Here is a 24,223-nt window from a genome sequence, read left to right on the forward strand (position 1 = left end):
ACGCGAATCTGCCGAGACAGGGGGCGCCGTGACGAAGCTGGTGCTGTGGGACATCGACCATACGCTGATGGCCACCAGGGGCCTGGGGGGCGAGCTGTGGGCTCAGGCTTTCCGCGAGGTCACGGGAGTTGAGCTGCGGAGGCAGGCGTCCGTCACCGGGTCGACCGAGCGCGTCATCCTGCGAGAGACCGCGCGCCTGCACGATCTGCCCTACAACGATGAGCTGTTCGAGTCCTTCGCTCACGCGCTCAGCACCGTCCATGTCCGACGGGTCGCCGAGCTGCGCGAGCGCGGGCACGCGTTGCCCGGAGCCGCTGCGGTCCTCGACCGTCTCGCTGAGCAGGGCCTGCGGCAGAGCGTGGTGACGGGCAACGTCCGCGGCGCCGCCGAGGTGAAGCTCGCGGTCTTCGGCCTCGATGACTACCTGCGTCTGGACGACGGGGCGTACGGCGAGGACGGGGAAGAGCGCCTCGAGCTCCTGCGCGTGGCCCTGGCCCGGAACTCCGCCCGGCGCGAGGACGCGGTGTTCCTGGGGGACACGCCCGCGGACGTCGCGGGCGGGCTGGAGGCTGGCGTCCGGGTCGTCGCTGTTGCGACGGGACGCACGTCGGCGGATGAGCTCCGCGATGCTGGTGCTGACGCAGTGCTCGACGGGCTGACGGACATGGACGCGGTGCTCACTGCCATCGTGGCCTGACTGTGAATTGGCCAGACGGTGGCGGCGCCGTGGCCGCTGTCAGCGCGACCGCCTACGCTGGCAGGCATGTCCCCCAACCCCAGCCCCCGGGCCGCCGCGCGCCCTGCTGCGGCCGTGAACGAGGACATCCGCAACCTCTGGCGCGACCCCCGCGTCCGCCTCACCGCCCCCCAACGGGCCCTGTACGAACGCCTGCTCGCCGAGTGGGCCGCCGCCGCCCGCGCGGACATCGTCGCCGCGGCCTGACTCCGGACATGACGAAGCGGCCCCCTCCGCCCGAAGGCAGAGGGGGCCTGAGCCGTTGTCCTACCGGTTGGCGATGGTGAGGTAGATCGACCGCTCGTCGATCAGCCCTCCAGCCGTGATGATCTGGCAGACCACCGTGTACGCGCCGCCGAGGGACCCGCCCGAGATCCGCTGAGTCACGGCCGCCTCGTCGACGACAGGCGCCCCGACGGCCGTCAGCCCGGCAGGCACGGCGACCGTGGCCGTGCTGATCGTGTCGGCGACCGCGTCGAGCCAGCCCGACCAGTCCCAGGTGTAATCCAGCAGCGCCGACGGGTCCTTGACGAATCGGTCCGGCACGGCCTACCTCCCGACTCTCAGGGTGCGGTGCTCGGCGGGGATCCGGTACGTGCGCTCCGGGCTGCGCGTGGTGGCGGACCGCACGGTGAGCGGGCGCGCCGTGTCGACCTCCACCGCGGGCGCGAGCGCGACGGTCTTGCTGCCGGTCAGCGCGAGCGCGGCCTCGACGACTGCGGCAGTGCCGAGGACCGCGGTGACCGTCCCGGTGAGGGGCTGCGCGGCCTCCACAGCAGTCGCGGGGGCGAGCGCGGCCGTCTTGGTCCCCGCGAGCGCCTGCGCAGCCTCCAGCTCGGTGGCTGGCGTCAGGACGGCCGCCTTAGCGCCGGTGAGCGGCTGCGCCGTGCTGGTCTCCCCCGCGATGCCGAGCGGGGCCTGTTTCGCCCCCGCGAGGGGCTGGGCGCTCTCGGTGCTGCTGGCGGTGCCGAGGGCCGCGCCGGTGGTTACGTCGGCGGCGGCGAAGTCGTCGTAGCGGATGCCGCTGGCGGTGCCGGAGCGGATGCCGACGCCGGTGCCGCTCGTGACCGCGGTGTTGGTGACCGAGACGCGTTCGACTCCGTTGACGTAGGCCTTGATCGTCGAGCCGACGGCCTGCACCTTCGCGACATCGCCCGGGCCAGCGGGGGCAGCGTAGGTACCGATCAGCGTGAAGGTGCTGCTGACGACGCTGAACAGGTCCCAGGTGCTGCCGTCGTTGCGCCACAGGTAGCCGGTGCTGATGTTGCTGTTGCCGCGGCACCACACGCCCATGCTCGCCGCCGCGGTGGCGGCGATCGTGACCTGCGCGGAGTGGTCGCTGCTGTCCATCGCGCCCGCGGCGCGCAGGATGACGGTGCCGGTGTCCACGCCCGGGCTCAGCTGGTTGGAGGTGATCGACCAGTCGCCGGATACCTCCAACCATCCGGCGCCCAGGTCGCTGCTGTTGGCGCGGTTGAAGTCGTCGCTGAAGCTCGCCACGGTTACGCGGCCGAGGTGGCCCGGTAGAAGTCGGAGACCGTCAGCGTGAAGTTGTTGCCGTCCGGCGTCCAGCTCAGATCGTGCTTGGTGAGCGGGATGATCGCGGCGTCGCTCGGGGTCGTCGTGTCCGGTACGTAGCCGATGACCACCGCGCCGACCGGGGTGCCGGTGGGGGCGGTCCAGGTGACGTCGGCCGCGTCGACTTCGACCCGGTCGGCGGTGTCGTTCACCGTGACCGTGACGGACGCGAGGGTCTTGCGGCCGATCGACGTCTGCTCGTTGGAGGCGCCCGCCAGCAGGTCAGCGAGGGTGTCGTAGTCGCGCATCGTCGAGTCCGCGACGAGCCCCGACGCCTCCAGCGGCACCAGGACCAGCGCGTCGTTGGCAGCGGGCAGGGCGGCCAGCGCGGCGACGCGCCCCAGCGCGGTGTTGAAGGTGATGGTGGCCATGCTCTCTCTCCAGGTCTTGCACGTCGATGTGGGGGTGGTCAGACGCCGGTGCGGTTGTACTCGTCGACGCGGTCGGGCGGCGCGGGCGGCTCGATGCCGTGGCGGCGCATCTGGCTCGTGAGCTCGGAGACGTACCAGGCGAAGGAGCGCACCAGCGCGCGCAGGGACCGCACTTCCTCCTTCGTCGCGGAGAGGTCCGAACGCAGTTCGTTCTTGATCGCCTCGAAGGCGGCCCGGTCCTCGGCCCGCTGGTTCGGCTCGGCCGTCGCGGCTGCGGCCGCCCGGGTGGCCTCCGCCGTCGCGGCCGCCGCCCGTGTCGTCGCCCGCGCGGCGAACAGTCCGGCGACCACCATGCCGACCGTGCCGATCACGGCCACGATCCCCGCCCACACCGTCATGGCGTCCCGCCTTTCCGGGCGGGTCTCGGCGCGTGGGGGACCGAATACTCGGGCACCGCGGCCGCCCACATGATGACCCCGACGTGCGAAGTCAGGTACCAGAGAGCGACGTACGCGCCGCGGGAGTAGTCGCCGTTGATCACGGCGACGGTGTAGGAGATAGCCCACACGGTGGGGGGAATCAGCGCGGCGACGAAGCCGATCCAGTCCCGGCCGACCTGCACGAACGCCGAACTGGCAGTGATGACACCGGCGATGATCCACAGCCATGCCCAGTGCTGCAGGCCGCACAGGTTCGTCAGCAGCCGCAGGCCCTGGCCCGGGGGTGGGTCGACGAGCATGCCCACGCCCCAGCAGGTCTTGCCGGTGCCGACGATCGCGAGGAAGACGCCGCGGCGGCCGAGCAGCTGGCCGAGCCGCCGGGCCGCCGCGCACATCAGGCGCCCGGGCCGGGCTTGTTGGGCACGGCGTACGTGATGCCCCAGGCGCCGAGGACAGCGAGGACGATCGTGACGACCTCGCCGGTGGCGAGCGCGTCGTCCTGGACGGCGGTGACCGCGGCGGCTGCGCCGGCGGCGAGCCCGGCGATAAGCGACTTGGCGATGCTGGAGATACGCATGATCGTTCCTCATCTCTTGGGGAGGGTGAGCTTCTGGCCGGGCACGATGTCGTCGGCGTCCCGGAGCCGGTTGAGGTCGGCGATCTCGCGCCAGCGGGCGCCGTCGCCGAGCTTGGAGGCGGCGATCGACCACAGGGTGTCGCCCGCGCGGACCGTGTAGCGCAGCTGGTCGCCGGGCGACCACGTGGCAGGGTGCTTCAGGCGCTCGGCCGCGCGGGCGCGCACGTCCGTCATGGTGATGCCGGGCCCCTTGGGGTCGCTCTTGCCGGGCTGCCACTCGGCGTGCCCGATCACGGACGTCGCCCCGGCCTTGCCCCAGCCGTGCGCGCGGCAGAGCGCGGCCGCAGCGCGCACGATCGCCTCCACCTGGACGCCCGGCCAGGGGTCGTCGCCGTCGCCGAGGTTCTCGCACTCGAAGCCGTAGAAGTGGCGGTTGCCGTCGGTGCTGGCCTCGTTGTCCGGGGGCAGCGCGCGCTCGGCGATGACGGCCTGGAGCACGTCGTCGTCACCGAGGCCCGCGTGGTTGGCGCGGCCGTAGCCGACGAGGTGGACCGTGCCGTCCTTGGTGATGACGCCGTGGCACAGCGGGCCAGGCAGGCCTGCGTAGCCGTCGCGGCAGATGGCGACGGTGCGGGCCGAGCCAGACGTGACGGTGTGGTGGATCATCACGCCGTGTACCGGGCCCCACGGCCCCTTCGAATTGCGGTTGTGCGTGCGCCAGTCGCCGACCTCGACGACCCGCACGCCCTCAGCGCGCAGTACGTCGAGCAGCCTGGACGCGGTCAGGGGCGCGGCCATCACACACGCTCCGGCCAGTGCCAGGTGCCGCCGCGGCGCTCGTCTTGCGATTCCAGCACGTACCGGTTGAAGAACATCCCTTCGGGGTTCAGCACAGCGAGGCCGATCAAGTCGCTGTCGCCTTGGGCTGCCTCGGTCACGATGGCCGCCCGGCACTGCGAGGTGTACTCGCCGCCCGGGGTGCCGTGGCTGACGTAGTGGACGATGCGGCCGACGGTCGCCTCGGGATGGGACATGGGACCTCCGTGCATGAAGAACGCCCTGGCCGAAGGGCTCAGGGCGTGCGAAGGGGAAGGGATCAGGTGGTGTAGCCGTAGGCGAGCAGGCCGGTGTTGCCGCCGAAAGCGGCCGCCGTGAAAGCACCCGACGTCACCGTCGGCGGGGTGGTCTGGCCGGTGTTCGTGTCGCCGAAACCGGGCGAGGAGCTGGCCCCTGCGGTCATGGATCCCTCGCCGACGATGGTCGGCATGGTCGTGGCCTTGATCATGATGCCGAGGTAGTACAGGCCCGCGTACGTCGTCGTGTACGTGGACGCCGAGCCCGCCGTGGTCTGCGCGATCGCCAGGGTCTTCGTGGTGTTCGCGGCCCACGCGGCCGTCGTCTGGTCCGCCGTCCGGGCCAGCGCCACGCGGCTGCGGTCGTGCAACGTGAACCAGTAGTTCGTCGGCGTGCCCACCCCCGTGCCGCCGGTGACGAACGACAAGTTCGAGATCACGGCGCCCTTAGGCAGCCAGATCGGCACCAGGTACAGCACCCCGGATGTCATCGCCGAGGACGAGGTGCCGCAGCGCAGCCGTGAGGTGGTCTCGAAGCGGCCCGCGGGCCGCATCAGCTCCTCCAGCGCCCCCACGGTGTCGTACGGCGTGGTCTCAGGCCCGGTGGACTGGTCATCGATGCCGGTGTCGCCGAGGTCGTTGCCGTACCGGCGCACGTTCGTGCAGGTGTTGGTGATGCCGATGCCGTTGGCGACCTCGTTGCCGCTGCCGTACTTGCGGATCTTGTTGCCGGTGATCAGGAGCCCGTCGGAGGACGTCGAGGCGCGGATGCCCCACGACCCGGCTGCGGCCCGGGAGGCGCCCTTGATGTAGTTGTCGACGATCGTGACGTCCGTGCCCCCGAGAACGTGGATGCCGTTGACGCCGAGCTCGCGCATCGTGTTGTCCGCGATCTCGATCTCGGAGCACGTGGTGCAGGCGATGCCGGAGCCGGTCGTGCCGCGCACCCGGTTGCCGGTGACGGTGCCGCCGCTGGTCTGCTCCTGGCTGATGCCGGTGCCCGCCGTGTCGCGGATCGTGTTGTCGCCGATCGTGTAGTCGTCGGCGTACTCGATGCGGATGCCGTTCTGCCCACCCGCGCTGTTGCCGTCGAGGATGTTCCCGTCGATCGTCGCGTCGATGATCCGGCCGGTGGCCTCGCCCTGGAGGACGATGCAGTCGTCGTAGCCGGTCGTGCCGGTGATCGTGTTGCCGACGATGGTGAAGTTGCGGGCGGCCTGGGAGGCGGAGGTCTGCGTCCCGGACGTGTTCTTGGTGTCCTCGGTGTCGGCGGTGTCGACGGTGCGCATGCGGACCCCGGCGCCGCACCCGGTGATCGTGTTGCCCTCGACGACCGGGTCCTGCCAGTTGTAGCCGCCGACGGCGTACTGGGCGCCGCCCTCGAAGGTGTTGCCGATGACCTTGATGCGCTTGTGCCAGCGGCCGATGGTCGCCGAGTGCGAGCCCACCCCGCGCGGCCAGGGCACGGTCCCGGCGGTGCCGGAGGCCCCGAAGTAGCAGTCGGTGACAGTGAGGTCTTCGACCGGCGTGTGGTCGTACGGGCCGAACGCACCGAAGTACGCCGAGCCCTTGGCCAGGTCGGGCTGGATCGCCTCGGAGAACGGGCGCGAGCCTGGGTCGATGTAGCCGAGGAAGCGGCAGTTCTCCACCCGGATGTTCTTGCACGCGTTGATCTCCAGGGCGTGAAAGCCCGGCGTGTCGCGGACCTCGGTGTCGCGGATCAGGATGCGCTGCGCGTGGCCGAGGCTGATGCACATCCGGGAGGCGGTCAGGCCGCTGGTGGTGCCGCGCATCTCCCAGGTCCCGCCCTCGATGACGAGGTCGCCGTGCCCGGTGTAGCCGCCCAGGTTCTGCGAGGCGGCGCCGTTGGTCAGCACGGTGGAGTCCGCGGCGCGCAGCATCCGCGCGCCCGGCAGCAGGGTGAGGCGGGTCTTGCCCCAGATCCGCAGAGGGAGCGTGGCCAGCCGGTAGTCGCCGGGCGGGATGATGACCCAGCCGCCGCCCGCGGCCTGCGCGGCGTCGAAGGCGGCCTGGATGAACGGGGCGTCGTCGACGGTGCCGCCGCCCGTCGCTCCGTGGATGCGCACGTTGAACAGGCGCATCCCGGACAGGGAGACCTGCCCGGCCACGAACGTGCCCGGCGTCTCCAGCACTCCCGCGGCCGAGCGGGACAGGAACGTGTCGCGTGCGGCGGCGCCGCTGCCCCAGGCCATCGCGCCGTCGGCGGTCATCCGCCACCGGTCGAAGGCGTCGGCGACCTTGAACGATCCGAGGGCCACGTCGGTGCTGTTGGCCATGCCCCACTGGAGCTTGCCGGTCAGCGTGCTCCCGGACTTGTCGACCTTCGCCTCCAGCTGGTCCAGGGCGCCGGTGGCGGCCTCGCGCGCGGCCGCGTACCAGCGCACCGGGTCGCCCTCGCCGTCGAGGTACTCGAACTGGATCGCCGTCACGCTGTCCGCCTTGAACGTGCGGATCGCCCCCGGCGCCCCGCTGCCCACCGGATTCGAGCGCAGTTCGCTGATCGGGGTGGTGCCGTCCTCCTCGTACAGGGCGGTCACCAGCTCGCCGGTGCCCGCGCGACGTACGAGGACCGGGTAGTCGGGCACGACGTCGCCGGTGACCGTGGTCAGGACGTCGGCGGGGGTGCCGCCGTAGGTGTACAGAGCCATGCGCGCGGCCTCCTAGTCGAGCCAGTAGTCGCCGCTGATGTCCACCCAGCCGGTCCCGCCCGGGCCCTGGTACCACCACAGGAGATCGCCCGGATCCCCGTACGCCGAGGACGTGTTGTCGCCCAGGACCTCCATGCGCCCGGCCGCGAGGGTGGTGGTGCCCGCCATCGAGCAGGTCCCGGCCCACGTGCCGAGCGCCTCGGGGACCAGGCTGGACGGCACGCTGCCCAAGTTCACCGCGTTGGCGTCCTCGATGTTGTTGCCGTCGATGCGCTGGACGCGGCCCTTGAGGTAGACGTGGCCGCCCTCCAGGCGGCGGATCCCCAGGTCGACCGCCCCCTCCTCGAACCCCGCCTTCAGGGTCAGGGTGGACTGCCAGGTCTGCATCGGCTCCCATATCGTCACCCACGTGTTCGCCACCGAGGAGGTCTTGATCCAGGTGGTGCCGTTCTGGGCGATGACCAGGGTCTGCACCGGCGCGGCCGCGTACGTCGCATCCCGGTCGGCCTGGTCCACAGCGTGCTGGACCAGGTGCGGGTCCAGCACGGAGGCGAGTTCGGCGATGTCGGCGGGGATCGTGGGGCTGTCCCCGCCCACCGGGACGGGAAGTTCGGCGAATCCGATGGTCACAGCACGGCTCCCTAGGAGGCAGAGAAGGTGATCACGATGCGGCCGTCGGTGAACGCGCCGTAGTCCGCCGAGCCGGTGGTGTAGATGGCCAGCCCGCGCGCGGCCCCGGACGCCAGCTGCGAGCGCCAGGACGCGGGCAGGGTGGCGGTGCCCTTCGCGCCGACGGACAGGCGCAGGAGTTCCTCGGGGCCGTCGTCGAGGTCGAGCTGCCCGGACGGCGGGGAGGTGTGGTCGTGGAGGTACAGGTGCATGGGCACGCGGGAGTTGCGGCCGGCGCCGCGCTTGCGCGTGAACTTGACCTTCATGCTGGAGACGGTCTTGCCGGAGCAGGCGGAGGCGATCGCGGTGCCGTAGAACCAGCCCCCGCGCCGCGGCCCCCGGGAGGTCCAGGTGCCCTGGGTGGGGCTGGAGGCGTAGTCGTCGGGCCGTCCGTCGCGCCAGGATCCGGAGGCGGTCGGGGAGATCGTCACCGTCTTCGGCGGCCGGGTCGGCGTGGTGGGCGGGGAGGGGTCGGTGGCGCCGATCTGCGCGTACAGCTGGCCGATGCCGTTGGAGTCCTTGCGGGTGTAGAGCTGGGTGACCGTCTGCCAGCCGGAGCCGCCGGGGGCGCCGGTGCCCCACGTGAACGCGCTGACGGCGATCATGTCCTGGGCGGCGTCCTGGGCGAGCTCGGTGACCGTGGCGGCCTCGGCCTCGGCCGGGTCGTCGCCGAGGCGCCACAGCACGACCGGCCGGGCGCCGAGCTGCACGGCGACCCAGTCCCCGGCGGCCCGGTTGCGGTAGGAGTCGGTGCACGGCACGTCCGGGACGAGCGCGCCGAGCAGGTCCAGGTTCACGCGGCCCTCGGCGGTGACGTCGACGACGCGCGCGGTGACCTGCCGCGGCGAGGATGCCCGGCCCGCGCGGGCGAGTTCAGCGCCCCACAGTTCGGCTTCGTCCACTACAGCCTCCTGGCGGTGGTGCGCGTGGTCAGGGACATGGAGGCCGCGCCGAGGGTGTAGGACAGCGAGTCGACCAGGTGCCGCTCCCAGGTCCCGGGGAGGGTGTCGACCTCGACGACGTCGCCGGGCTCCAGGGCGGGGTTGCAGGCCGCGGTCAGGGAGAGCGCGTACTGCACGCCCAGGGAGTCGGCGAGCTTGGCCTGCGCGACCTCGTGGGCCTGGCCGAGGCTGGTGATCACGGCGCTGGAGTGGCGCTGGACCCGCAGGCGTACGTGCCACAGGCCGAGCCGCTGCGGCGCCAGGGGATCGGAGATGGGGTCCGGGCCCGCGTACGTGAGGCTGTTGGGGTCGTCGTCCCAGGCGTAGGCCGGGCCGATCGTGGCTTCGCCGGATCCGCTGTCGCCGGTGACGGCCCATACGTTGGCCAGGCCTTCATCGGACTGCTCGGTCTGGGGCTCGATGAGCACGCCGCCCGCGCCGCGGGCGATCCGCCACCGGACGGGGTCGGCGAGGGTGGGCACCGGGGCGACGGTGATGATGCCGCGGGCGTCGGCGTAGATCTCGGCGGCCAGGGCCTCGACGATGCCGGTGGAGGTGCCGGAGGAGTCCGTGCCGGAGGAGAGCACCGACCAGCGGCTGGACTCCGCCAGGACCTGCGGCACCAGACGGTCGCCGTCCACGCCGTCGCGCCAGGACACCGGGATGCCCGGCAGGGCCTCGCCGACGAGCTGCTCCACCAGCGCGCGGGCGGCGCCCGGGCCCACAGGGCGGGCGGTGGGCAGCCCGGCGTCGCGGATCTCGTCCTCGATCCCGGCGAGCTCCACCTCCAGCCCCGTCTTGGTCTGCCGCGGGCGACCGACGGTGTACCGCCCGGCCGGGAACCACACGACGTTGCTGCGTGGGAGCTGGATGCCCTGCCACAGCCGCACGTTCGTGCTGATGGGGTTGATGCCCTGCGCGCCGGCGGGGGCGCCGGTGAGGGTGGCCTGGCCGGTGTAGCGGGTCTCCGCGGTGCGGCTGGCGGTGATCTGCGCCGACCCGGCCTGGATGCCGCAGCCGGTCCAGGTGCGGCCGCCGTCGTTGGACCAGTCGGCCCGGTACGGACGCCCCACGGCCTGGCCGAGTGCGGCCAGCACGGCGTCGGTGACGGGCAGCATCACAGCACCCCGCGCAGGGCGAGGGACCGGTAGGTGCTGTAGCTGGCCTCCACCGCGTCGTAGGTGGCGACCTGCTCGGCGAGCGCGTCGTAGGACCAGCCGGGCATGCGCATGCGCTGCCCGGCCGTGTCCGGCCGCTCCACCTGGACCAGAGAGGCGGTGAACGTCCGGGACTCGTCGGGCTCGCCGTCCAGGGCCTCGGCCGGGCCGGACACCAGCACGTACATGTCGGGCCGGTGGTAGGCGGCCCGGGTCTGGATCAGCAGCACGCCGGGCGTCGTCAGCAGCGCGCGCACGGCCTCGATCGCGGAGCCCTCGGCGTCCATGGTGATCTCGGAGGCGGTGGCCGCGTATACGTCCTGCGCGGCCGCCGGGAAGCGGCTGCCCGCGATCGCGGCCTGGTCGATGCGGGCCTCCCAGGACAGCTGCGGCCAGGCGGTGACCGTCACCCGCGCGGATGCCCCCGGCGCCTCCAGCGATTTGATCCACACGTCGGCGGGCGGGGCGGGGGCGGGCAGGGTCAGACCGAGCGACGAGGTGGGGCCCCAGCTGCCGTCGGCGAACAGCGGGCGCGCGGTGTAGGTGACGCCCACGCCGAGCGGCGCCTCGTGGTCGTAGCCCTGGCTCACGCCGCCGATCGCCCACGCCAGGTCCGCGCCCCGCACCGGCACCGGGGCGGCGGCGTCCGGGTCCTGGCGGGTGATCAGGACCTTGCGGACGTCGGCCACATCCGGCAGCGGGGTGGCGGCGGTGTAGTCGACGGACAGCACCACCCCGGCCCATACCGCATCCACGGCCGCCGTCAGCCAGCCGTCCGGGCTGGAGACGGTTTCCGGCGGCTCGACCAGCGGCGCCCCGGGGTCGACGATCATCGGCATGGGCCGGGCCCTCCCTTCCTCTACTTGCTGCCGGCGTGCTGCGCGCGGCGGGCCCGCGCGAACCCGGCGCTGACCCGGCTGTCTGCGCGGTCGTCGACGTAGGCGGCGAACTCCCGGCCGTCCTCGACGACCAGGCGCAGCCGCGTCCCCGCCGCGAGCCCGGTCGGGGTGCTGGCGGCGCGGGCGATCCCGGCGGGCGACACGGCCGGTATCTCGGGCACCGCGGCGTCGGCCAGGCGGGCCGCGGAGGCGGCGACGGCGGACGCGGTGCTGTCCAGGCCCACCCCGACCCCGGCGCCGGTCATCTCACCCAGGTACGCGGTGACCCGCGACGGGGACTTGATCTTCAGGCGGCGTTTGATGGCGTTGACCAGGCCCGCGCCGAGGCGGTCCATGGCCTTCTGCAGTTCCTTCTCCTGCGCCTTCAGCCCGGTCAGGAACCCCTTCCCCGCCTGGCTGCCCGCGTCGAACATCGCGTCCGCCATCGTGTTGCCGTACGACGTCGACAGCTTGCCGCCGGACTTCGCCAACTGGTTGAGCTGCGCCAGCTGCCCCTTGGAAGCGCCGGAGACCAGGTCGATGAGCGGCCCGCCGGGGCCCTGCGCCACCAGCTGGCTGATGATGGACTTCGAGACCCCCTTCTTCGACAGGCCCGCGATCTGCTTCTGGAACGCACGCGCCTGGTCCTGGCGGGACTGCAGCCCGCCCAGCAGGTCGGAGAAGGTGGTGACCTCCCCGACCTGGCCGAGGCCGAAGAAGTCGGCGGCCGACTTCTTCTGGTCGGCCGCCGCGGCCTTGGCCTCCTGCAGCCGCTTGTCGACGCTGTCGCGCTGCTTGGCCAGCGCCTGCAGCTTCGCCGACGCCTTCGAGGAGGAAGCGGCCAGGGCCCGCCCGGCGCCGCCCGCCGCGCGCAGGTCCTTGGTCAGCTCGTCGAAGGCCCGCTTGATCTCTGCCACGGATCCCGTGAGTGCCTTGCTCGCCCCGGTCAGGTCGCCGGGGATCTGACCGCGCGCGGTCGCGCGGGCCCGGGCCGCCGCCTTCGCCTTGCTGGTGCCCTTGGCGAAGCCGCGCGCGCCCAGCCCGGCGGCCATCTGCACCGAGGTGCGGTGGTCGTAGACCTCGCTGGTGCCGGAGCCGAACCGCACGAGCTCCGGGCCCATCTCACCGACCCAGGCCAGCTCGCCGGGGCGCGGGCGCCCGCCGGACGCGTAGCCCTTGGCGTTGAACCCGTACCGGGCGGTGAACAGGAAGTCCCCGGCCCCGCGGGCGCGCTTGCCGACGAGGACACCGTCCCCGCCGCGCGACTCGACGTTGACGCCGTTCAGGGTCCCCGCCGTGTGGCCGACACCCGCGTTCGTGATGCCGATCATGAACGGGGAGCGCTTGCCGCGCACCCAGCCCGCCGGAGCACTGGACCCCGAGAACGCCCCGGTCGCCCACCTCCTGTGCGGCTTCTGGCCGCGGATGACGGACTCGATCGCCGACATGAAACCGGAGCAGTCCCAGGACGGGTTCCCGTTACCGGCCCACTGGTAGGGCTTGCCCGCCTGCGTGCGCGCCCACGCGAGCGCACCCTTGTAGCCCTTGCCGCCGACGCCGAGGGCGATGAACTTCTTGTCCGCCTCCCCGGAGTACGACAGCACGGTCTTGAGGATCTTCTGGGGGATCTTCGTGACCATGTCCTTGTAGAGGGACGCGGACCCGGAGATCTTGTCGATCAGCGGCTGCACGATCTTGTTGAACCCGGCCATCGCACTGGCCTTGACGCCGTCCTTCAGCCACGACACCCCCGACGTGACCAGGTCGCCGCCCTTGGACGCGGCGTCCTTGACCCAGTCGAAGATGCCGCCCTTGGCGAACCCGCCGCCCTGGTACGGCTGCAGAGAACGGCCCGACATGGCGGCCCGGTTCACCGCGTGCAGGCGCGCCCGCTCGTACGGGTCGCGCATCGCCTCGGAGACGTACACGCCCTCGCCACGGCGCATGGGCACCAACTGGTCGTCGCCCTGCCTCCACGAGGAGGTACCCGGCAGCACACCGCCGCGCGCCAGACCCGCGATCTTGTGAAGCGTCGGCGCCCCGAACTTGGAGGCGACCGCATTCCAGACACGGACGATGCCCCCGTTGTAGACGGTGTCGATAATGAAGCTGACCGGCCCCTTGGCGATGCCCTTGACCTTGTCCCAGGCAATCTTGATCGCGCGGCGGGCGGTCTCGAACGAATCAGCCGTCTTACCGACGGCGCCCCGCAGAGCGGCCAGGACGGGCTTGATCCCCGTGTTGTAGACGGTGGAGATCACCGACTTGATGCCGCTCATGGCCGGGGAGATGGCGTTGGTCCACAGCCACTTAGCCCCGGCACCCACACCCTTCAGCCCGGCCGTGAACAGACCGAAGACGACCTTCACGCCGGTCCACATGAGGCGGAACCCGGCCACGACCAGCCGCACCACGGGCGCGACCGCGGCGTCGTACAGCCACCGCACCGCCGCGCCACCGCCGCGCACGCCCGCGATCAGCAGGCCGAGGACCACCTGGATCCCGGCCCACATGAGCTTCCACCCGGCGACGATCAGACGGACCGTCGGCCCGATGGCCACCGCCCACAGCCACATGAACGTCGCGCCGAGGAGCCGGATGGCCAGGTAGATCGGGCCGAACACCACGATCGTCACGACGGTCAGCAGGATCCGCAGCGCGGTGTCGATGAAGCCGAACACCGGCTTCAGCACGGTCGACCACAGCCACACCGCGGCCGCGCCGATGGCACGCAGCCCGGTCAGGAACCCGGCGAACAGCATCTTCAGCACGCCCCACACCGCGAGCGCGCCCGTCTGGACCCCTGCCCACACGGCCTGCACGACGCTGCGGAAGGTCGCGCTGCGCTGGTAGGCGATGACGAGCGCGGCGCCCAGGGCCACGATCGCCGTGATCACCAGGACGACCGGGTTGGCGTTCATCACGGCGTTGAACGCGGCCTGCGCGATCGTCGCGCCGCGCTGCACCACCGTCCACGCCAGGATCGCCGCCCGGTACAGCGCGAACGTGGCTGTCACCGCGCCCGTGGCGATGGCCTGCGCGGTGATGGCCACGGTCAGACCGGCGACGAGGATGCCCACCGGGATGAGCCACACGCCCATGTCCCGCAGCCAGGCGACAGTGCCTGTGCCCGCCGTCCACAGAGCCGTCAGGGCCGGGACGAGGAGGGCGACGACGACGCTGCCGGTGGCCTTCAGCGGGGGCAGCACGGCCCGGTTCATGAACGCCCCGGCCTTGGCGATGACCGGCAGGACCTGCCCGCCCAGGACGTTGACGAAGCTCTGCTTCAGGCCGCGCGTGAACACCTCGATCTCGTAGCTCGGCCCGGAGTGCAGGTCCTTGCCGAGCTTCTTCGCCGACCCGGCCACGTCCCCCATCACGGAGACGGCCTTGCCCGGGTCCAGCTTGAACAGGGCCTTGCCGAGGTCCTCGGCCTGGGTACCGAACAGCCCGACAGCCGCGGCCTCGCGCTTGACGGGGTCCTTCATCGACCGCAGCTTGTCCAGGACGGTCTGCAGGCCGCGCTGGGCGGCGTCGCCGCCCTGCCCGATCTGCTTCTCCATGTCCTTGGCGTCCAGGCCGAGCGCCTTGTACGCCTCCCGCGAGCCGTCGCTCATGTCGACCGCGCGGATGGAGAACTCCTTGAACGCGTCCGCGATGATGTCGGTGTCGCGGGCGCCACCCTGGATGCCCTGCCGGAACAGCCCGAGCGCCTCGCTGCTGTCGATGCCGAGCTTGCGCAGCTGCACGCTGTACTCCTGGAACGTCTCCAGGAGGTCCTCGGCGTTCGGGCCGAGCTTCTGCATGCCGACCGTGATGACGTCCAGCGCCGCGGCGGCGTTGGGGGCCAGCTTGTTCTTGAGCATCGCCGAGACGGCCTGCGTCTGCAGCGACATGTCGGTGCCGAACGTGTTCGCCACGTCCGCCATCTGCGCGCTGATGGCCTTCAGCTGCTTGTTCGTCGCGTCCGGCGGCACCAGCCCCGCGTTGATCACGGAGCGGATGATCTCCGCGCCCTGCGCGACGTCTTCGGTGATGCCCTTCGCGTACAGCTGCCCGGCGATCTTTCCGTAGCGGGCCGCGTCCTTGCCCGTCGCGCCGAGCTGCGCCTTCAGCGTGGAGGTGATGTTCGCCTGGTCCATCGCCTCCTGGATCCCGGCGACGAACAGCGCCCCGGCCGCAGCGCCCGCGGCGGCCGCGCCCATCTTGACCTTGTCGCGCAGCCCGCTGCCCGCCGCCTCACCGGCATCCTGCCCGGCATCGCCTGCGGGGCCGATGAGCTGGCGCCGCAGTTCGTCGCCGATGCCCCGTACGGAGGGGATGACCTGGAGGGTGGCGTAGCCGACCGAGGGCATGGAACACCCCCTCTGCGCTGGTTCAGGTGATCTCGCCGGACGCGATAGCGCGGCGCCGCGCCGCTGCCCGCTCCAGGGCCGAGCGGCGTTTGGCGATCCGCTCCGGGCTGTTCTTGTCCCGCCCCCGGCCGACGCCGGGCCGGACCATGGGCTTGGGCGGCTTGGTCTGCTTGGACGGCTTCACGCCCTCGTTGCCGCGCTGCCAGTTGGCCACCCGCAGCTCGTCGACGACGAGCGCGGTCAGGTGCTCCTGCAGCCCCCACACACCGTCGGTCTCGCCCATGACCAGGCGGGTGCGGGCGCGCGGGGGGAGCTGGCGGATGTAGCCAGCCAGCTCCCGCCACGTCAGCAGCGGCCGCCCGTACGGGTCGCGCGCAAACAGGTCACTGAGGCGGATGCCGTAGTGCTCGCGCAGGTCGGCTTGGACGGCCTCGCCATGCTCACTCAGGAGCTGGACGAGGCGAGCGATTCCCCCACGTTCGTGCCGCAGTGCTTGGTGTAGGCCTTGAACAGAGCCTTCATCTTGTACTGGGGCAAGGGGGTCTTCTGGAAGTCTTCCCACTGGTCGTCGCCCAGCGCGGTGCGGAAGACGCCCACCATGGCACCGACATCACCGCCGTCGGCGGCGGCCATGAGCGGCCAGATGTTCAGGCCCTCCAGGTGCTGCATGGTCAGACGGCGGTTGGGGTTCTGCTTGCTGGCCCACATGAAGCGGAAGGGCTTCAGCTCGGTCTCCGCCTGGACGGAGTTGAGGTTGAACTCGAAGACCTCGCCGTCATCGGGCTGGTCGGTCGCGGTTCGGCTGGTCATGGCGCTACTCGCTCTCGCTCTGGTCGGGGTTCTGCTTGGGTTTGAGGACCTGCACGGCGCCGGCCATCAGGGTCAGGCGCACGGTGGAGATCCCGTCGGGGTTGAGGCCGATCTCCATGGCCTGCTTGGCGATCAGCCAGGGGAACGGGGCGCCATCGACGAGGACGGCGCCGCCGGGCTGCACGACGATCTCCCCGGCCAGTACCGGCTCCGGCGCGGCGTCCTCGGCGTGCGCGGCCTGGCGTTCCTGAAGGAGGGCGGCGGCGACCTTCGAGCGCTGCTGGCGCGGCAGGTCCTGCTCGTCGGTGATGATGCCGAGCTGCACGGCCTTGGCGTGGAGCTCGGCGTCGGTGAACTGCTGCAGAGGCACAGGGCCCTCCGAGTCGCGGTTCGGCGGGCGGGTGATGCACCGGGGCGCGGGCCGAACCGCGACGAACTCCCCGCGCCCCGGGCGCTCAGGCCGTGACGGTCACGGCGCAGGTGTCGGACTGCCCCTGGTAGGTGGCCGTGACGGTGGACGAGCCGGGGTCCACGCCGGTCACGAACCCGGCCGAGACGGTGGCCTTGGCCGGGTTCGACGAGACCCACGACGCGGTCGCGGTGACGTCCGCCGTGCTGGCGTCGGAATACGTCGCTGTCGCCATCAGGGCGCTGATCTCGCCGTCGGCGACTGTCAGCGTGGCCGGGGTGACGGAGATCGACGACAGCACTGGGGTGTCCTGCCGGTTGAAGAGCCAGCCCTCGGCGGTGGGGAAGATCGTCGCGGCGATCGTGGCGGATTCGAGGTCGGTCTCGTTCTCGCCGTGGTCACCGTCCAGCGAGCACTCGGCGTACTGGGCAGTGATCAGGCGGCGGATCTTCTCGCCCTCGCGGGTCTCGAAGGCGACCAGCACCCGCTCGGGGCGCGGGACCTTGATCTGGGTGGCGGTCGAGCCGGGCCACACCAGCTTGCGGGTCCACTCGTTGTCCTCCAGGCACGTGAAGCTCTTGGTGAGCTTGAAGTGGTTCCGGGACGTGCGGACGATCATGCCGCCCCAGGCGAACTTGTCGTCGGAGTCCTCATCCCTGCTTTCGGGGAATCCTTCGTCGCCGTCGAGCAGGCCGATGAGCTTCCAGTCCGAGGAGAACGCCGCCTCGGCGTTCGCGGGCAGCGTCGCGCTCAGGTTCCAGGACACGTACACGTCCGCGTCGATCCAGAGATTTGCCTTGGTCGGGTCGCCAGCCACGGCGCCCTCCTCTCAGGTAGCAGATGCAGGGAGCCGCGGTTCAGCAGAGGGGCCCCGCCCGGTCAGGGCAGGCGGGGCTTGATGTTGGCGAGCACAGTGATCGTCGACAGGTCGACGCCGGAGATGTCGTCGACAGCAGCGAGCGGGCCGGTGCCCGGGCGCACCCCACGGATGACGGGCCCGGAGTGGACGATGAGCAGGCCCTGGCAGAGCATCGCCAGGTCGTGCGCCTGATCGGCGTCCCGGTGCCAGACCGTGATCCGCAGCGTGCACCGGGCGTTGGCCATCGAGGGGTGCGGGCTGTCGGAGTCCTTGCGGACCATCACGTAGGGCAGGTGGTCCAGTTCTGGGGCACGGTCGTAGGGGACCCTCGTGCCGACCGTGGCACTGGCCGCGTACGCCTCGGCGCGCCCGGCGAGCGCGGTCCGCAGTACCCCAGCCCCGGCGGCCTGCGCGTCGTCGAAGACCGTCAGCGTCTTCACCGCTGCCACGCCTTCACCTCAAGGCCCGCGGCCGCGGCCGCGCGCGTGAGGATCCCGTCGCGGGCCTGCCACGCCATGGCGCGCACGTCCTGGACGGTGACCGTCGCGGCGCCGCGGTCGGTGGTGTAGCCGCGCACGCTCACCGCCACGTCCGACGGCACCGACGTGCGGACGTGCGCGGCGATGTCGTTGGCCAGGCCGTCGACGACACGACGGATCTCGGGGCCCTTGAGGATCTCCCGGATGCCCGCCGAATCGAGGCGGAGTTCTTCGAGCACGAGGGCCTCCTAGCCGGTGGCGCGGGTCATGGTGAACTCGACGTGGTGCACGGCCCCGGTGAGCGGGTCCGACCACTCGGCGACCTCGCCCTCCACCTCAAGGACCATGCCGCGCCACTCCAGCCGGTCGGCGGCGGTGATGTCCGGGCGGGTGCCCTCGGCGGACTGCACGCGCCAGCCCGTGACCACCGCGGTGCGGGTGGGGTCCGCGGCTCCGCTGGACGTGCTGCTGCCCTCGGCCTGGCTGGACGGCTGGATGTTCAGCTGGCCCACCGGGACCCGTACGACCTTGTCCGCCGACCAGTCCGGCACCGTGTTCCCGCCGCGGTCCGTGCGCGTGCCCGCGCGCACGCGCACCAGGGAGTCGAAGAAGAACACCACCAGCCCCCGTTCGTCACGCGTAGGCGGAGGTGCGGACCTTGTGCCGGGCAACGGCCTGCACCCAGGCCTCGGTCGCGCCGGACGCGGCCTGCGCGCCGAACGTCACGGACTGCCCGCCCACCGCCTTGGACTGCACGCCGACCGGGATCGTGACCCCCGCCTGCGCGCGCTCCAGCACGGCCTCCTGAATGTCGTCCGGGATGGCCGCCGCCGACCAGCCGTGGCTGTAGGTGACCTGCAGACAGCGCAGCCGGTCCGGCCACATCCGGCAGCCCAGACGGCGCAGGATCCCGCTCTCCGACCAGGAGAAGTCGGTTCCCTCGGTGAGCTCCTGGCCGTCCAGGAGGACCTCGTGGACGGCCGTGGTGGGCCACACGGGCAGCAGCAGCGAGCCGCGGCCGGTCCCGTCCAGCACCACCGTCTCCTCGGCGACGAGGTGGACCGGGTGGCCGACCTGCCCGCGAAAGCGCCGGGTGGCCGCGCGCAGGGCGGCGAGCAGCGTGGGGTCGTCCTCGGACCGGCCGAGCAGCGCGGCCAGCTCGCCCGGGTCGGCGAGGAACTCCTCAGCCATCGGCCTTCGTGGACGCGCCGGTGCGGGCCTTGTTCGACGACGCGGTGCGCCGCTTGGCCGCCGTCCTGCGCGCGGGCTCCGCAGGCGCCGCATCCTCGGGCCCGTCCGGCTGCTCCTCGTCGGCGGCGGTCACGGGCTGGATCGTCGAGGCCGCGCCCACGATGTCCTCAGGTCCGGCCCCCAGCCGCTTCGCGTCGTCGTCGGACAGCTTCATCACGGTCACGACGCCGCCGCGCCGGACTCGGTACTTCTTCAGGGGACCGCTCACCGGCCCCACCTCCTCGATGAGTTGGTCCACCGGCACCACGCTGGAGGGCGGCCCGCACGCGGCGTTCTCGGCCCCGCACGGGCAACGCCCTCCAGCGACACGGTGGACGAACAGGGTCACGGCGCGAGCTGGCCGGACGTGCGCATCGCCGCGAGCAGCGCGTTCAGCTTGGTGCGCAGCGCGTTCACGTCGGCCAGCAGCGCGTCGTACTCGGCCTTCGTCGGCGTCGCCCCGGCAGCCGCCGCGGCCGTGGCCGCAGCGGCGTTGGCGACGGCGGCGGTCTGCCTGCCCTCGCGGGCCTTGCCCTTGGACGCGTTCAGGTACGCCATAGCGGTCGTCTCCGATCAGGCCGTGAGGTCGATCTCGACGAACGCGGACGGCTGCATGATGCCGAAGGCCGCGCGCATCTCGGCGAGGATCGCGACGAGGTTGCGGACGAAGAAATCGAGGTGGCTGTCGGTGACCTGGACGGTGGCCTGCTCGCGGTCCCACAGCACGGCCTTGCGGAAGTCCCCGACGTAGCCGGTGCCCGCCGGGACGGCCTCGGTCTCGACGACGCCCACGCCCCACAGGGGGTTGGCGCTGCCTGAGGCGGTCGGGCCGCCGAAATAGTACCGGCCCTCGTTGTCCTGCAGCAGGTCGAGGGTCTCCAGGTCGGCCGGGTTGAACAGGTAGGCGTTGGCGATGGACCGGCCCACCGTGCGGACCTTGGTCCGTGCCTTGCGCAGCGTGGTGAGCAGGTCGGTGTCCCAGGCCTGCGCCTGCACGCCGGACACGTTGCCGAGGCCCTCGAAGTTCTCGCCAGTGTTGTCGCCCTGGATCATCTGGTCTTCGAGTTCTTCCTCCAGCCCATACAGCAGGAAGGAGTCGATCAGAGTCCGGATCTGCGCGGCGTCGGACAAGGACCGCTTGGTCGCGGGCATCCAGTGCGCGATCGTCCTGACCGGTGCCTGGATCTTCGCCAGGGCGAGGCCGGACTCCGGCTTGTAGCCGCCGCCCGCCGCATTCACCAGGGCGCCCGCACCGCCCGGCGCGGTCGGGGCTGCCGCGGTCGTGGCCTCAGCCACCGGGGCGGCGTTGTTCGTCACCGAGGTGACGCGCACGTACTCCACCGTGTCGGAGGTGGTTGTGCCCGGGGTGACGACGTCCCGCATGCGCAGCGGCCGCTGGAAGACGTCCAGGCCCACCTGCAGGCCCCGGTAGTCGGGCTGGACCAGCGCGCCGCCGGAGGTGTCGGAGGCGCCGGTGACCAGCGACTTGTAGCCGACCATGCCGGACTGCACCCGCTGGTTCTTCGCGAAGACCCCGTTGGGGGCCTGGGCGAGCAGGGCCTTGTACTCCGGCGACTCGGTGAACTGCTCACCGACGGACTTGGCCTTGTCCGGCAGATGGAAGCCGGACGCGGTCTGCCGCTGCCCATCCTCATCCGTCTTGGCGTTCAGGGCGATGTCGTCGCCGAGCTGGGCGAGCGTCGCCTTGAGCTCCTCATTGCCCTTCAGCTTCTCGATCTGGGCCTTGGCCGCGGTGGCCTTGGCCATGTGCTCGCGAAGCTGCGTGTTCTCCTCGTCGGTGAAGCCCCGGTCGTCCTCCTTCTCAGCGAGGGCGGTGATCTCCCGCGCCTTGAGGAGGTGGTGCTTCATCTCCTCGGAGAGTTCCTTGATCGTGTTGGGCATGTCTCCTCATTCCGTGAGCGAGACCTCCAGCTCCAGGAGCTGGAGATCGGTGCGCAGACGGGCAGAGGCGGCACCGTCCCTGGCGGCGGCGTCGGGCGACGGCGCTTCGCGGGGGTCCGGCGTGGTCTCGTCCTCGGTGCTGCTCTTACTGGTGTCCGCGACGGTGTCCTGGGCGGGCGCGGGCTCGGAGGGCTGAGCGGGCGGCACGGTGCCGCTGGCCGCCGCCGGGCCGGGCTGGCCGGACTCCTCGGGGCTGGTCGTGGGGGCGGCCGGGCCGCGGGCCTTCTCCGGCTCCGCAGCGGCCAGGACCTCACCGATCGCCGAGTGGGCGGAGGCGAGGCGGTCATAGTTGGCCGCGCTCAGGACGCGGCCTGCCTTGGCTCCGGCGGCCAGGCTCTGCGCCTTCGCCGCCAGCAGCTCGGTGTCCCTGTTGACGCCGAGCAGGCACGGGCCGACCTCGTGCAGGTCCAGGCGCCGCAGCTCGTAGTAGCCGCCCCAGGGGTGCTCGTCGTCGGTGATCCAGCCGCCCTCGCCGACGTCGTACGCGAAAGAGAACTGCGTGACGCGGCGGCCCTTGAGCAGGCGGTAGACCTGGGCGGACGTCGGGTTGTCGGCGAGGTCCTCGATCTGCCCGGTGACCTCCAGGCCCTGCAGCGTCTCCACCGCCTTGACGACCCGTCCGATGTGGGAGAACGGGTCCGACCACTGGTGCGACCAGATCACCGGGATGTCGTCGCCCTTGGCCGCCCACTCAGCCAGCGTCTGGGTGAACGCGCCCGGCCGGACGATGTCGCCCATGCTGTCCTCGGTGTCGAACACACTGACCAGGGCGGTGAACTGCCCCTCGGCCAGCCCGTCGGCGACGCCCGCCGCCTTGACCTTGGCGGCCACTTCCATCGTGCGCACGGCGTCACTCCTCCTTCGCGTAGTCGAGAGTGCAGTTGCAGTTCACGAGCTCCTCGGTGCGGCCCTTGCCGTCGCCCGGCCAGCGCAGCCCGTTGGAGAACACGTCATCCAGCGCCACGGCCTCGCCATCCTGTGCGCGGTGGGAGGCCCGCGGGTTCTTGCCGCCCGTGCGCCAGACCTTCCGCGTCAGCCCGGACGCGCCGGCCGCGTCGTGGCCGCCGAAGGAGCGGAGTTCGGTGGAGGCGGTGAGCGCCCGTGCCGCAGCCGCGGTGCCCCACGCGACCGCAGCCGACTGCAGGGCCTCCCGCCAGCCCTCGCCGCCCTCCTCCTGCACCTGGGCGACGGCCTCCCGTCCGGCCTCCTCGTGCTGCGCCGCATGCGTCTCAGCAGCCGCGAGGATCCAGGCGAGCATCACCTCGGCCGACCAACCCTCGGCCTCCTCGTTCCAGACGTCGAGGACCTCCCACGCCCCCACCTGCGCGAGGCGGTAGCCGTGGTGGGCCAGCAGAGCCTGCAGCTGCGCGAGCCGGTCCTCGGACCCGGCCGCCCACAGCGCCAGCAGGTCCGGCAGCGCCTGCCCCTCGGCGGCCTTCGCCCCGGCCGCCACCAGCAGCGCGGTGCTCTGCCGCTCGGTGAACGCGGTGAGCGTCTGCTGCAGCGCGTCCCGCTCGCTGGCGAAGGACCCGATCGATGACGGCCTGCCGGAGGCTTTCCTACGCGGCAGGCCGCGCGCTTTTGGGACCGCGTCCACCGCATCCGGCGCCGTATCCCTGGGGCTGGCGAGGCCGCCCTCGGTGACGTTCATCGGCACGATCAGCTCGTCGCCGCCCTCAACGCGCGGCAGGTTGAAGCGGGCCCGCTGTTCGTTCCGAGTCATCCACGGCCCGCCCGTAGCGGTCGACGCCGCGGCCGCCTGGCTCTCGAAGTCGCCGCGCATCTTCTCCGCGATGTTGAACTCGCAGTACACATCGCCGTACTCGCCCGGTGTGCCCTCCAGGTCGGGCAGGATCTGCGCCGCGAACTCCTGCTGGATCATCACCGTCCACGGACCGAGGGTGTCCTGGTAGAGGTGGCTGTGCTGCTCCTTGATGTTGCTGTACGTGGCGTGATCCAGGATCCCGATCAGCGGCGGCGGGATGAAGTACGCCGCGGAGACCTCCTCGCGGGTCAGCTTCCTGGCCTCGATGTACTGCGCCTGCTCGGGGTTGAAGCCGACCTTGTCGTAGGTCATGCCGTCCTCGAGGATCGGCGTACCGCCCTCGGCGCCGCCGCCGTCGGCGAAGGAGCGCCACATCTCGCGGAAGCGGCGCTTGTCGTCCGGCGACCAGTCCGGCGCGTCGGCTGGCCGGACCAGGACACCGGTGAGGCGAGCCCCGGACTTCCACATGTGCCGTCGCTGCTTGGACGCCTCGGAGGACTCCAGCAGCAGGTCGCGCAGGGACTCGATGGGCGACTCGCCGTACGTGAGGTCAGTGGGCGAGTAGCCGTGGATGTGGACGACCTCGTCCACCCCGAAGTCCCGCCCGCCCGCGGTCTCGAAGTGCTTGGGCCGGATCCAGTTGCCCCCGTAGGGGCGGATCAGCGTGGGCGGCACCGGCAGGATCTGCAACTGCCCGTTGAGCTTCAGCTTGATCCCGTACCAGTTGTCGTACAGCGCGATGTCCGAGACGAGCCGCTCGATGAACCGGTACGTCGTCATGCCGAGCAGCGGGGTGTTGAGCAGCTGCGCGAGCGGGTGCAGCGTGAGCCGCTCCCGGTCGGTATCGCTCACCCGCCGGTAGACGTGCACACCGAGCTGGGCGATGTTCCGCGCCAGGAACGCGATCACCGTGCGGACCTGGGGCTGGGTGCGCCAGATCGTCTCGTACTCCCACGGCGCCGCCCGGTAGGTCATCGGCGCGTACGCGGGCAGCACCCCGGCGCCGGTGGTGGCGAGATCACCGGAGGAGACCACGAACGCCATCAGCCACCCCCCGGCAGGACCTGCGTGAACTCCACCCGAGGCCGCTCGACCACGACTTCCCCGTCCACCGGCTGCGGCTCCCGCCCCGCCTCCAGCAGCCGCGCATCACGCAGCACCAGCAGCGGGCCCCGCTGCGCCCACAGCACCCCTTCGAAGGCCTTGTCCGCCAGGTTCACGATCACCCGCTTACGGACCGCCGTACGCCGCCATGCGAACACGCC

30 protein-coding genes are annotated in these 24,223 nt (G+C 71.7%); 2 read left to right on the plus strand and 28 right to left on the minus strand.

Annotated features, from left to right (window positions below):
* Positions 1-28 precede the first annotated feature (28 nt).
* Both C9F11_RS37405 and C9F11_RS37410 read left to right on the plus strand, forming a co-directional pair.
* Complete coding sequence (locus tag C9F11_RS37405; RefSeq protein WP_138964133.1) at positions 29-697, plus strand: HAD family hydrolase; 669 nt, start codon at positions 29-31, stop codon at positions 695-697.
* Positions 698-763: 66 nt separating this feature from the next.
* Entirely contained in the window at positions 764-943 is a 180-nt protein-coding gene (locus C9F11_RS37410; protein ID WP_138964135.1) for a hypothetical protein, read from the plus strand.
* A 60-nt stretch (positions 944-1,003) separates the two neighbouring features.
* Here the strand turns inward: C9F11_RS37410 and C9F11_RS37415 are convergent, their stop codons facing one another.
* The 28 genes from C9F11_RS37415 to C9F11_RS37550 all read right to left on the minus strand — a co-directional run bounded on the left by C9F11_RS37415 (position 1,004) and on the right by C9F11_RS37550 (position 24,220).
* On the minus strand, positions 1,004-1,282 hold the full coding sequence (locus tag C9F11_RS37415; RefSeq protein WP_138964137.1) for a hypothetical protein: 279 nt from the start codon (positions 1,280-1,282) through the stop codon (positions 1,004-1,006).
* 3 nt (positions 1,283-1,285) lie between these two features.
* Positions 1,286-2,236 (minus strand): hypothetical protein, encoded by a 951-nt coding sequence (locus tag C9F11_RS47670; RefSeq protein ID WP_212767864.1) that lies wholly within the window; start codon positions 2,234-2,236, stop codon positions 1,286-1,288.
* A gap of 2 nt (positions 2,237-2,238) precedes the next feature.
* On the minus strand, positions 2,239-2,685 hold the full coding sequence (locus tag C9F11_RS37425; RefSeq protein WP_138964139.1) for a hypothetical protein: 447 nt from the start codon (positions 2,683-2,685) through the stop codon (positions 2,239-2,241).
* A 38-nt stretch (positions 2,686-2,723) separates the two neighbouring features.
* Positions 2,724-3,083, minus strand: a complete 360-nt coding sequence (locus C9F11_RS37430) for a hypothetical protein (protein ID WP_138964141.1) — start codon at positions 3,081-3,083, stop codon at positions 2,724-2,726.
* Positions 3,080-3,520: a hypothetical protein gene (locus C9F11_RS37435; protein ID WP_138964143.1), complete on the minus strand. Its 441-nt coding sequence runs from the start codon at positions 3,518-3,520 to the stop codon at positions 3,080-3,082. Before C9F11_RS37435 ends, C9F11_RS37430 begins: the two co-directional genes overlap by 4 nt.
* Positions 3,520-3,702 (minus strand): hypothetical protein, encoded by a 183-nt coding sequence (locus tag C9F11_RS37440; RefSeq protein WP_138964145.1) that lies wholly within the window; start codon positions 3,700-3,702, stop codon positions 3,520-3,522. Before C9F11_RS37440 ends, C9F11_RS37435 begins: the two co-directional genes overlap by 1 nt.
* Before the next feature lie 9 nt (positions 3,703-3,711).
* On the minus strand, positions 3,712-4,500 hold the full coding sequence (locus C9F11_RS37445) for an N-acetylmuramoyl-L-alanine amidase (RefSeq protein ID WP_138964147.1): 789 nt from the start codon (positions 4,498-4,500) through the stop codon (positions 3,712-3,714).
* Complete coding sequence (locus C9F11_RS37450; RefSeq protein ID WP_138964149.1) at positions 4,500-4,736, minus strand: hypothetical protein; 237 nt, start codon at positions 4,734-4,736, stop codon at positions 4,500-4,502. Before C9F11_RS37450 ends, C9F11_RS37445 begins: the two co-directional genes overlap by 1 nt.
* Positions 4,737-4,798: 62 nt before the next feature.
* Positions 4,799-7,444 carry a right-handed parallel beta-helix repeat-containing protein gene (locus C9F11_RS47675; RefSeq protein ID WP_171075964.1) on the minus strand — a complete coding sequence of 882 codons (2,646 nt, stop codon included), beginning with the start codon at positions 7,442-7,444 and terminating at the stop codon, positions 4,799-4,801.
* Positions 7,445-7,456: 12 nt separating this feature from the next.
* Entirely contained in the window at positions 7,457-8,074 is a 618-nt protein-coding gene (locus C9F11_RS37460) for a hypothetical protein (protein WP_138964151.1), read from the minus strand.
* A gap of 11 nt (positions 8,075-8,085) precedes the next feature.
* Positions 8,086-9,015: a hypothetical protein gene (locus C9F11_RS37465; RefSeq protein ID WP_249402047.1), complete on the minus strand. Its 930-nt coding sequence runs from the start codon at positions 9,013-9,015 to the stop codon at positions 8,086-8,088.
* A complete protein-coding gene (locus tag C9F11_RS37470; RefSeq protein WP_138964153.1) occupies positions 9,015-10,172 on the minus strand; it encodes a phage tail protein in 1,158 nt (385 codons plus the stop codon). Before C9F11_RS37470 ends, C9F11_RS37465 begins: the two co-directional genes overlap by 1 nt.
* On the minus strand, positions 10,172-11,050 hold the full coding sequence (locus tag C9F11_RS37475; protein ID WP_138964155.1) for a hypothetical protein: 879 nt from the start codon (positions 11,048-11,050) through the stop codon (positions 10,172-10,174). Before C9F11_RS37475 ends, C9F11_RS37470 begins: the two co-directional genes overlap by 1 nt.
* 20 nt (positions 11,051-11,070) lie before the next feature.
* Positions 11,071-15,444, minus strand: a complete 4,374-nt coding sequence (locus C9F11_RS37480; RefSeq protein WP_138964157.1) for a phage tail tape measure protein — start codon at positions 15,442-15,444, stop codon at positions 11,071-11,073.
* Between the two features lie 22 nt (positions 15,445-15,466).
* On the minus strand, positions 15,467-15,727 hold the full coding sequence (locus C9F11_RS37485; RefSeq protein WP_249402048.1) for a hypothetical protein: 261 nt from the start codon (positions 15,725-15,727) through the stop codon (positions 15,467-15,469).
* A 161-nt stretch (positions 15,728-15,888) separates the two neighbouring features.
* Positions 15,889-16,254 carry a hypothetical protein gene (locus C9F11_RS37490; protein WP_138964159.1) on the minus strand — a complete coding sequence of 122 codons (366 nt, stop codon included), beginning with the start codon at positions 16,252-16,254 and terminating at the stop codon, positions 15,889-15,891.
* Between the two features lie 4 nt (positions 16,255-16,258).
* Positions 16,259-16,624, minus strand: a complete 366-nt coding sequence (locus C9F11_RS37495; protein WP_138964161.1) for a hypothetical protein — start codon at positions 16,622-16,624, stop codon at positions 16,259-16,261.
* Between the two features lie 85 nt (positions 16,625-16,709).
* Positions 16,710-17,480 carry an Ig-like domain-containing protein gene (locus C9F11_RS37500; RefSeq protein ID WP_138964163.1) on the minus strand — a complete coding sequence of 257 codons (771 nt, stop codon included), beginning with the start codon at positions 17,478-17,480 and terminating at the stop codon, positions 16,710-16,712.
* Positions 17,481-17,542: 62 nt separating this feature from the next.
* Entirely contained in the window at positions 17,543-17,971 is a 429-nt protein-coding gene (locus C9F11_RS37505) for a DUF3168 domain-containing protein (protein WP_249402049.1), read from the minus strand.
* Positions 17,959-18,240, minus strand: coding sequence for a hypothetical protein (locus tag C9F11_RS37510; protein WP_138964165.1), 282 nt, complete (start codon positions 18,238-18,240; stop codon positions 17,959-17,961). Before C9F11_RS37510 ends, C9F11_RS37505 begins: the two co-directional genes overlap by 13 nt.
* Positions 18,241-18,249: 9 nt before the next feature.
* Positions 18,250-18,618 carry a hypothetical protein gene (locus tag C9F11_RS37515; protein WP_138964167.1) on the minus strand — a complete coding sequence of 123 codons (369 nt, stop codon included), beginning with the start codon at positions 18,616-18,618 and terminating at the stop codon, positions 18,250-18,252.
* 16 nt (positions 18,619-18,634) lie between these two features.
* Positions 18,635-19,192 (minus strand): mobile element protein, encoded by a 558-nt coding sequence (locus tag C9F11_RS37520; RefSeq protein WP_138964169.1) that lies wholly within the window; start codon positions 19,190-19,192, stop codon positions 18,635-18,637.
* Positions 19,185-19,490 carry a hypothetical protein gene (locus C9F11_RS37525; protein ID WP_138964171.1) on the minus strand — a complete coding sequence of 102 codons (306 nt, stop codon included), beginning with the start codon at positions 19,488-19,490 and terminating at the stop codon, positions 19,185-19,187. Before C9F11_RS37525 ends, C9F11_RS37520 begins: the two co-directional genes overlap by 8 nt.
* Positions 19,491-19,576: 86 nt before the next feature.
* Positions 19,577-19,789, minus strand: coding sequence for a hypothetical protein (locus C9F11_RS37530; protein ID WP_138964173.1), 213 nt, complete (start codon positions 19,787-19,789; stop codon positions 19,577-19,579).
* 15 nt (positions 19,790-19,804) lie between these two features.
* Positions 19,805-21,133, minus strand: a complete 1,329-nt coding sequence (locus C9F11_RS37535) for a phage major capsid protein (RefSeq protein WP_138964175.1) — start codon at positions 21,131-21,133, stop codon at positions 19,805-19,807.
* 6 nt (positions 21,134-21,139) lie between these two features.
* A complete protein-coding gene (locus C9F11_RS37540) occupies positions 21,140-22,030 on the minus strand; it encodes an HK97 family phage prohead protease (protein WP_138967486.1) in 891 nt (296 codons plus the stop codon).
* A 13-nt stretch (positions 22,031-22,043) separates the two neighbouring features.
* Entirely contained in the window at positions 22,044-24,002 is a 1,959-nt protein-coding gene (locus C9F11_RS37545) for a phage portal protein (protein ID WP_138964177.1), read from the minus strand.
* Complete coding sequence (locus C9F11_RS37550; RefSeq protein ID WP_138964179.1) at positions 24,002-24,220, minus strand: hypothetical protein; 219 nt, start codon at positions 24,218-24,220, stop codon at positions 24,002-24,004. Before C9F11_RS37550 ends, C9F11_RS37545 begins: the two co-directional genes overlap by 1 nt.
* Positions 24,221-24,223: the final 3 nt, after the last annotated feature.

It is taken from the genome of Streptomyces sp. YIM 121038, from assembly GCF_006088715.1.
GTDB lineage: Bacteria > Actinomycetota > Actinomycetes > Streptomycetales > Streptomycetaceae > Streptomyces.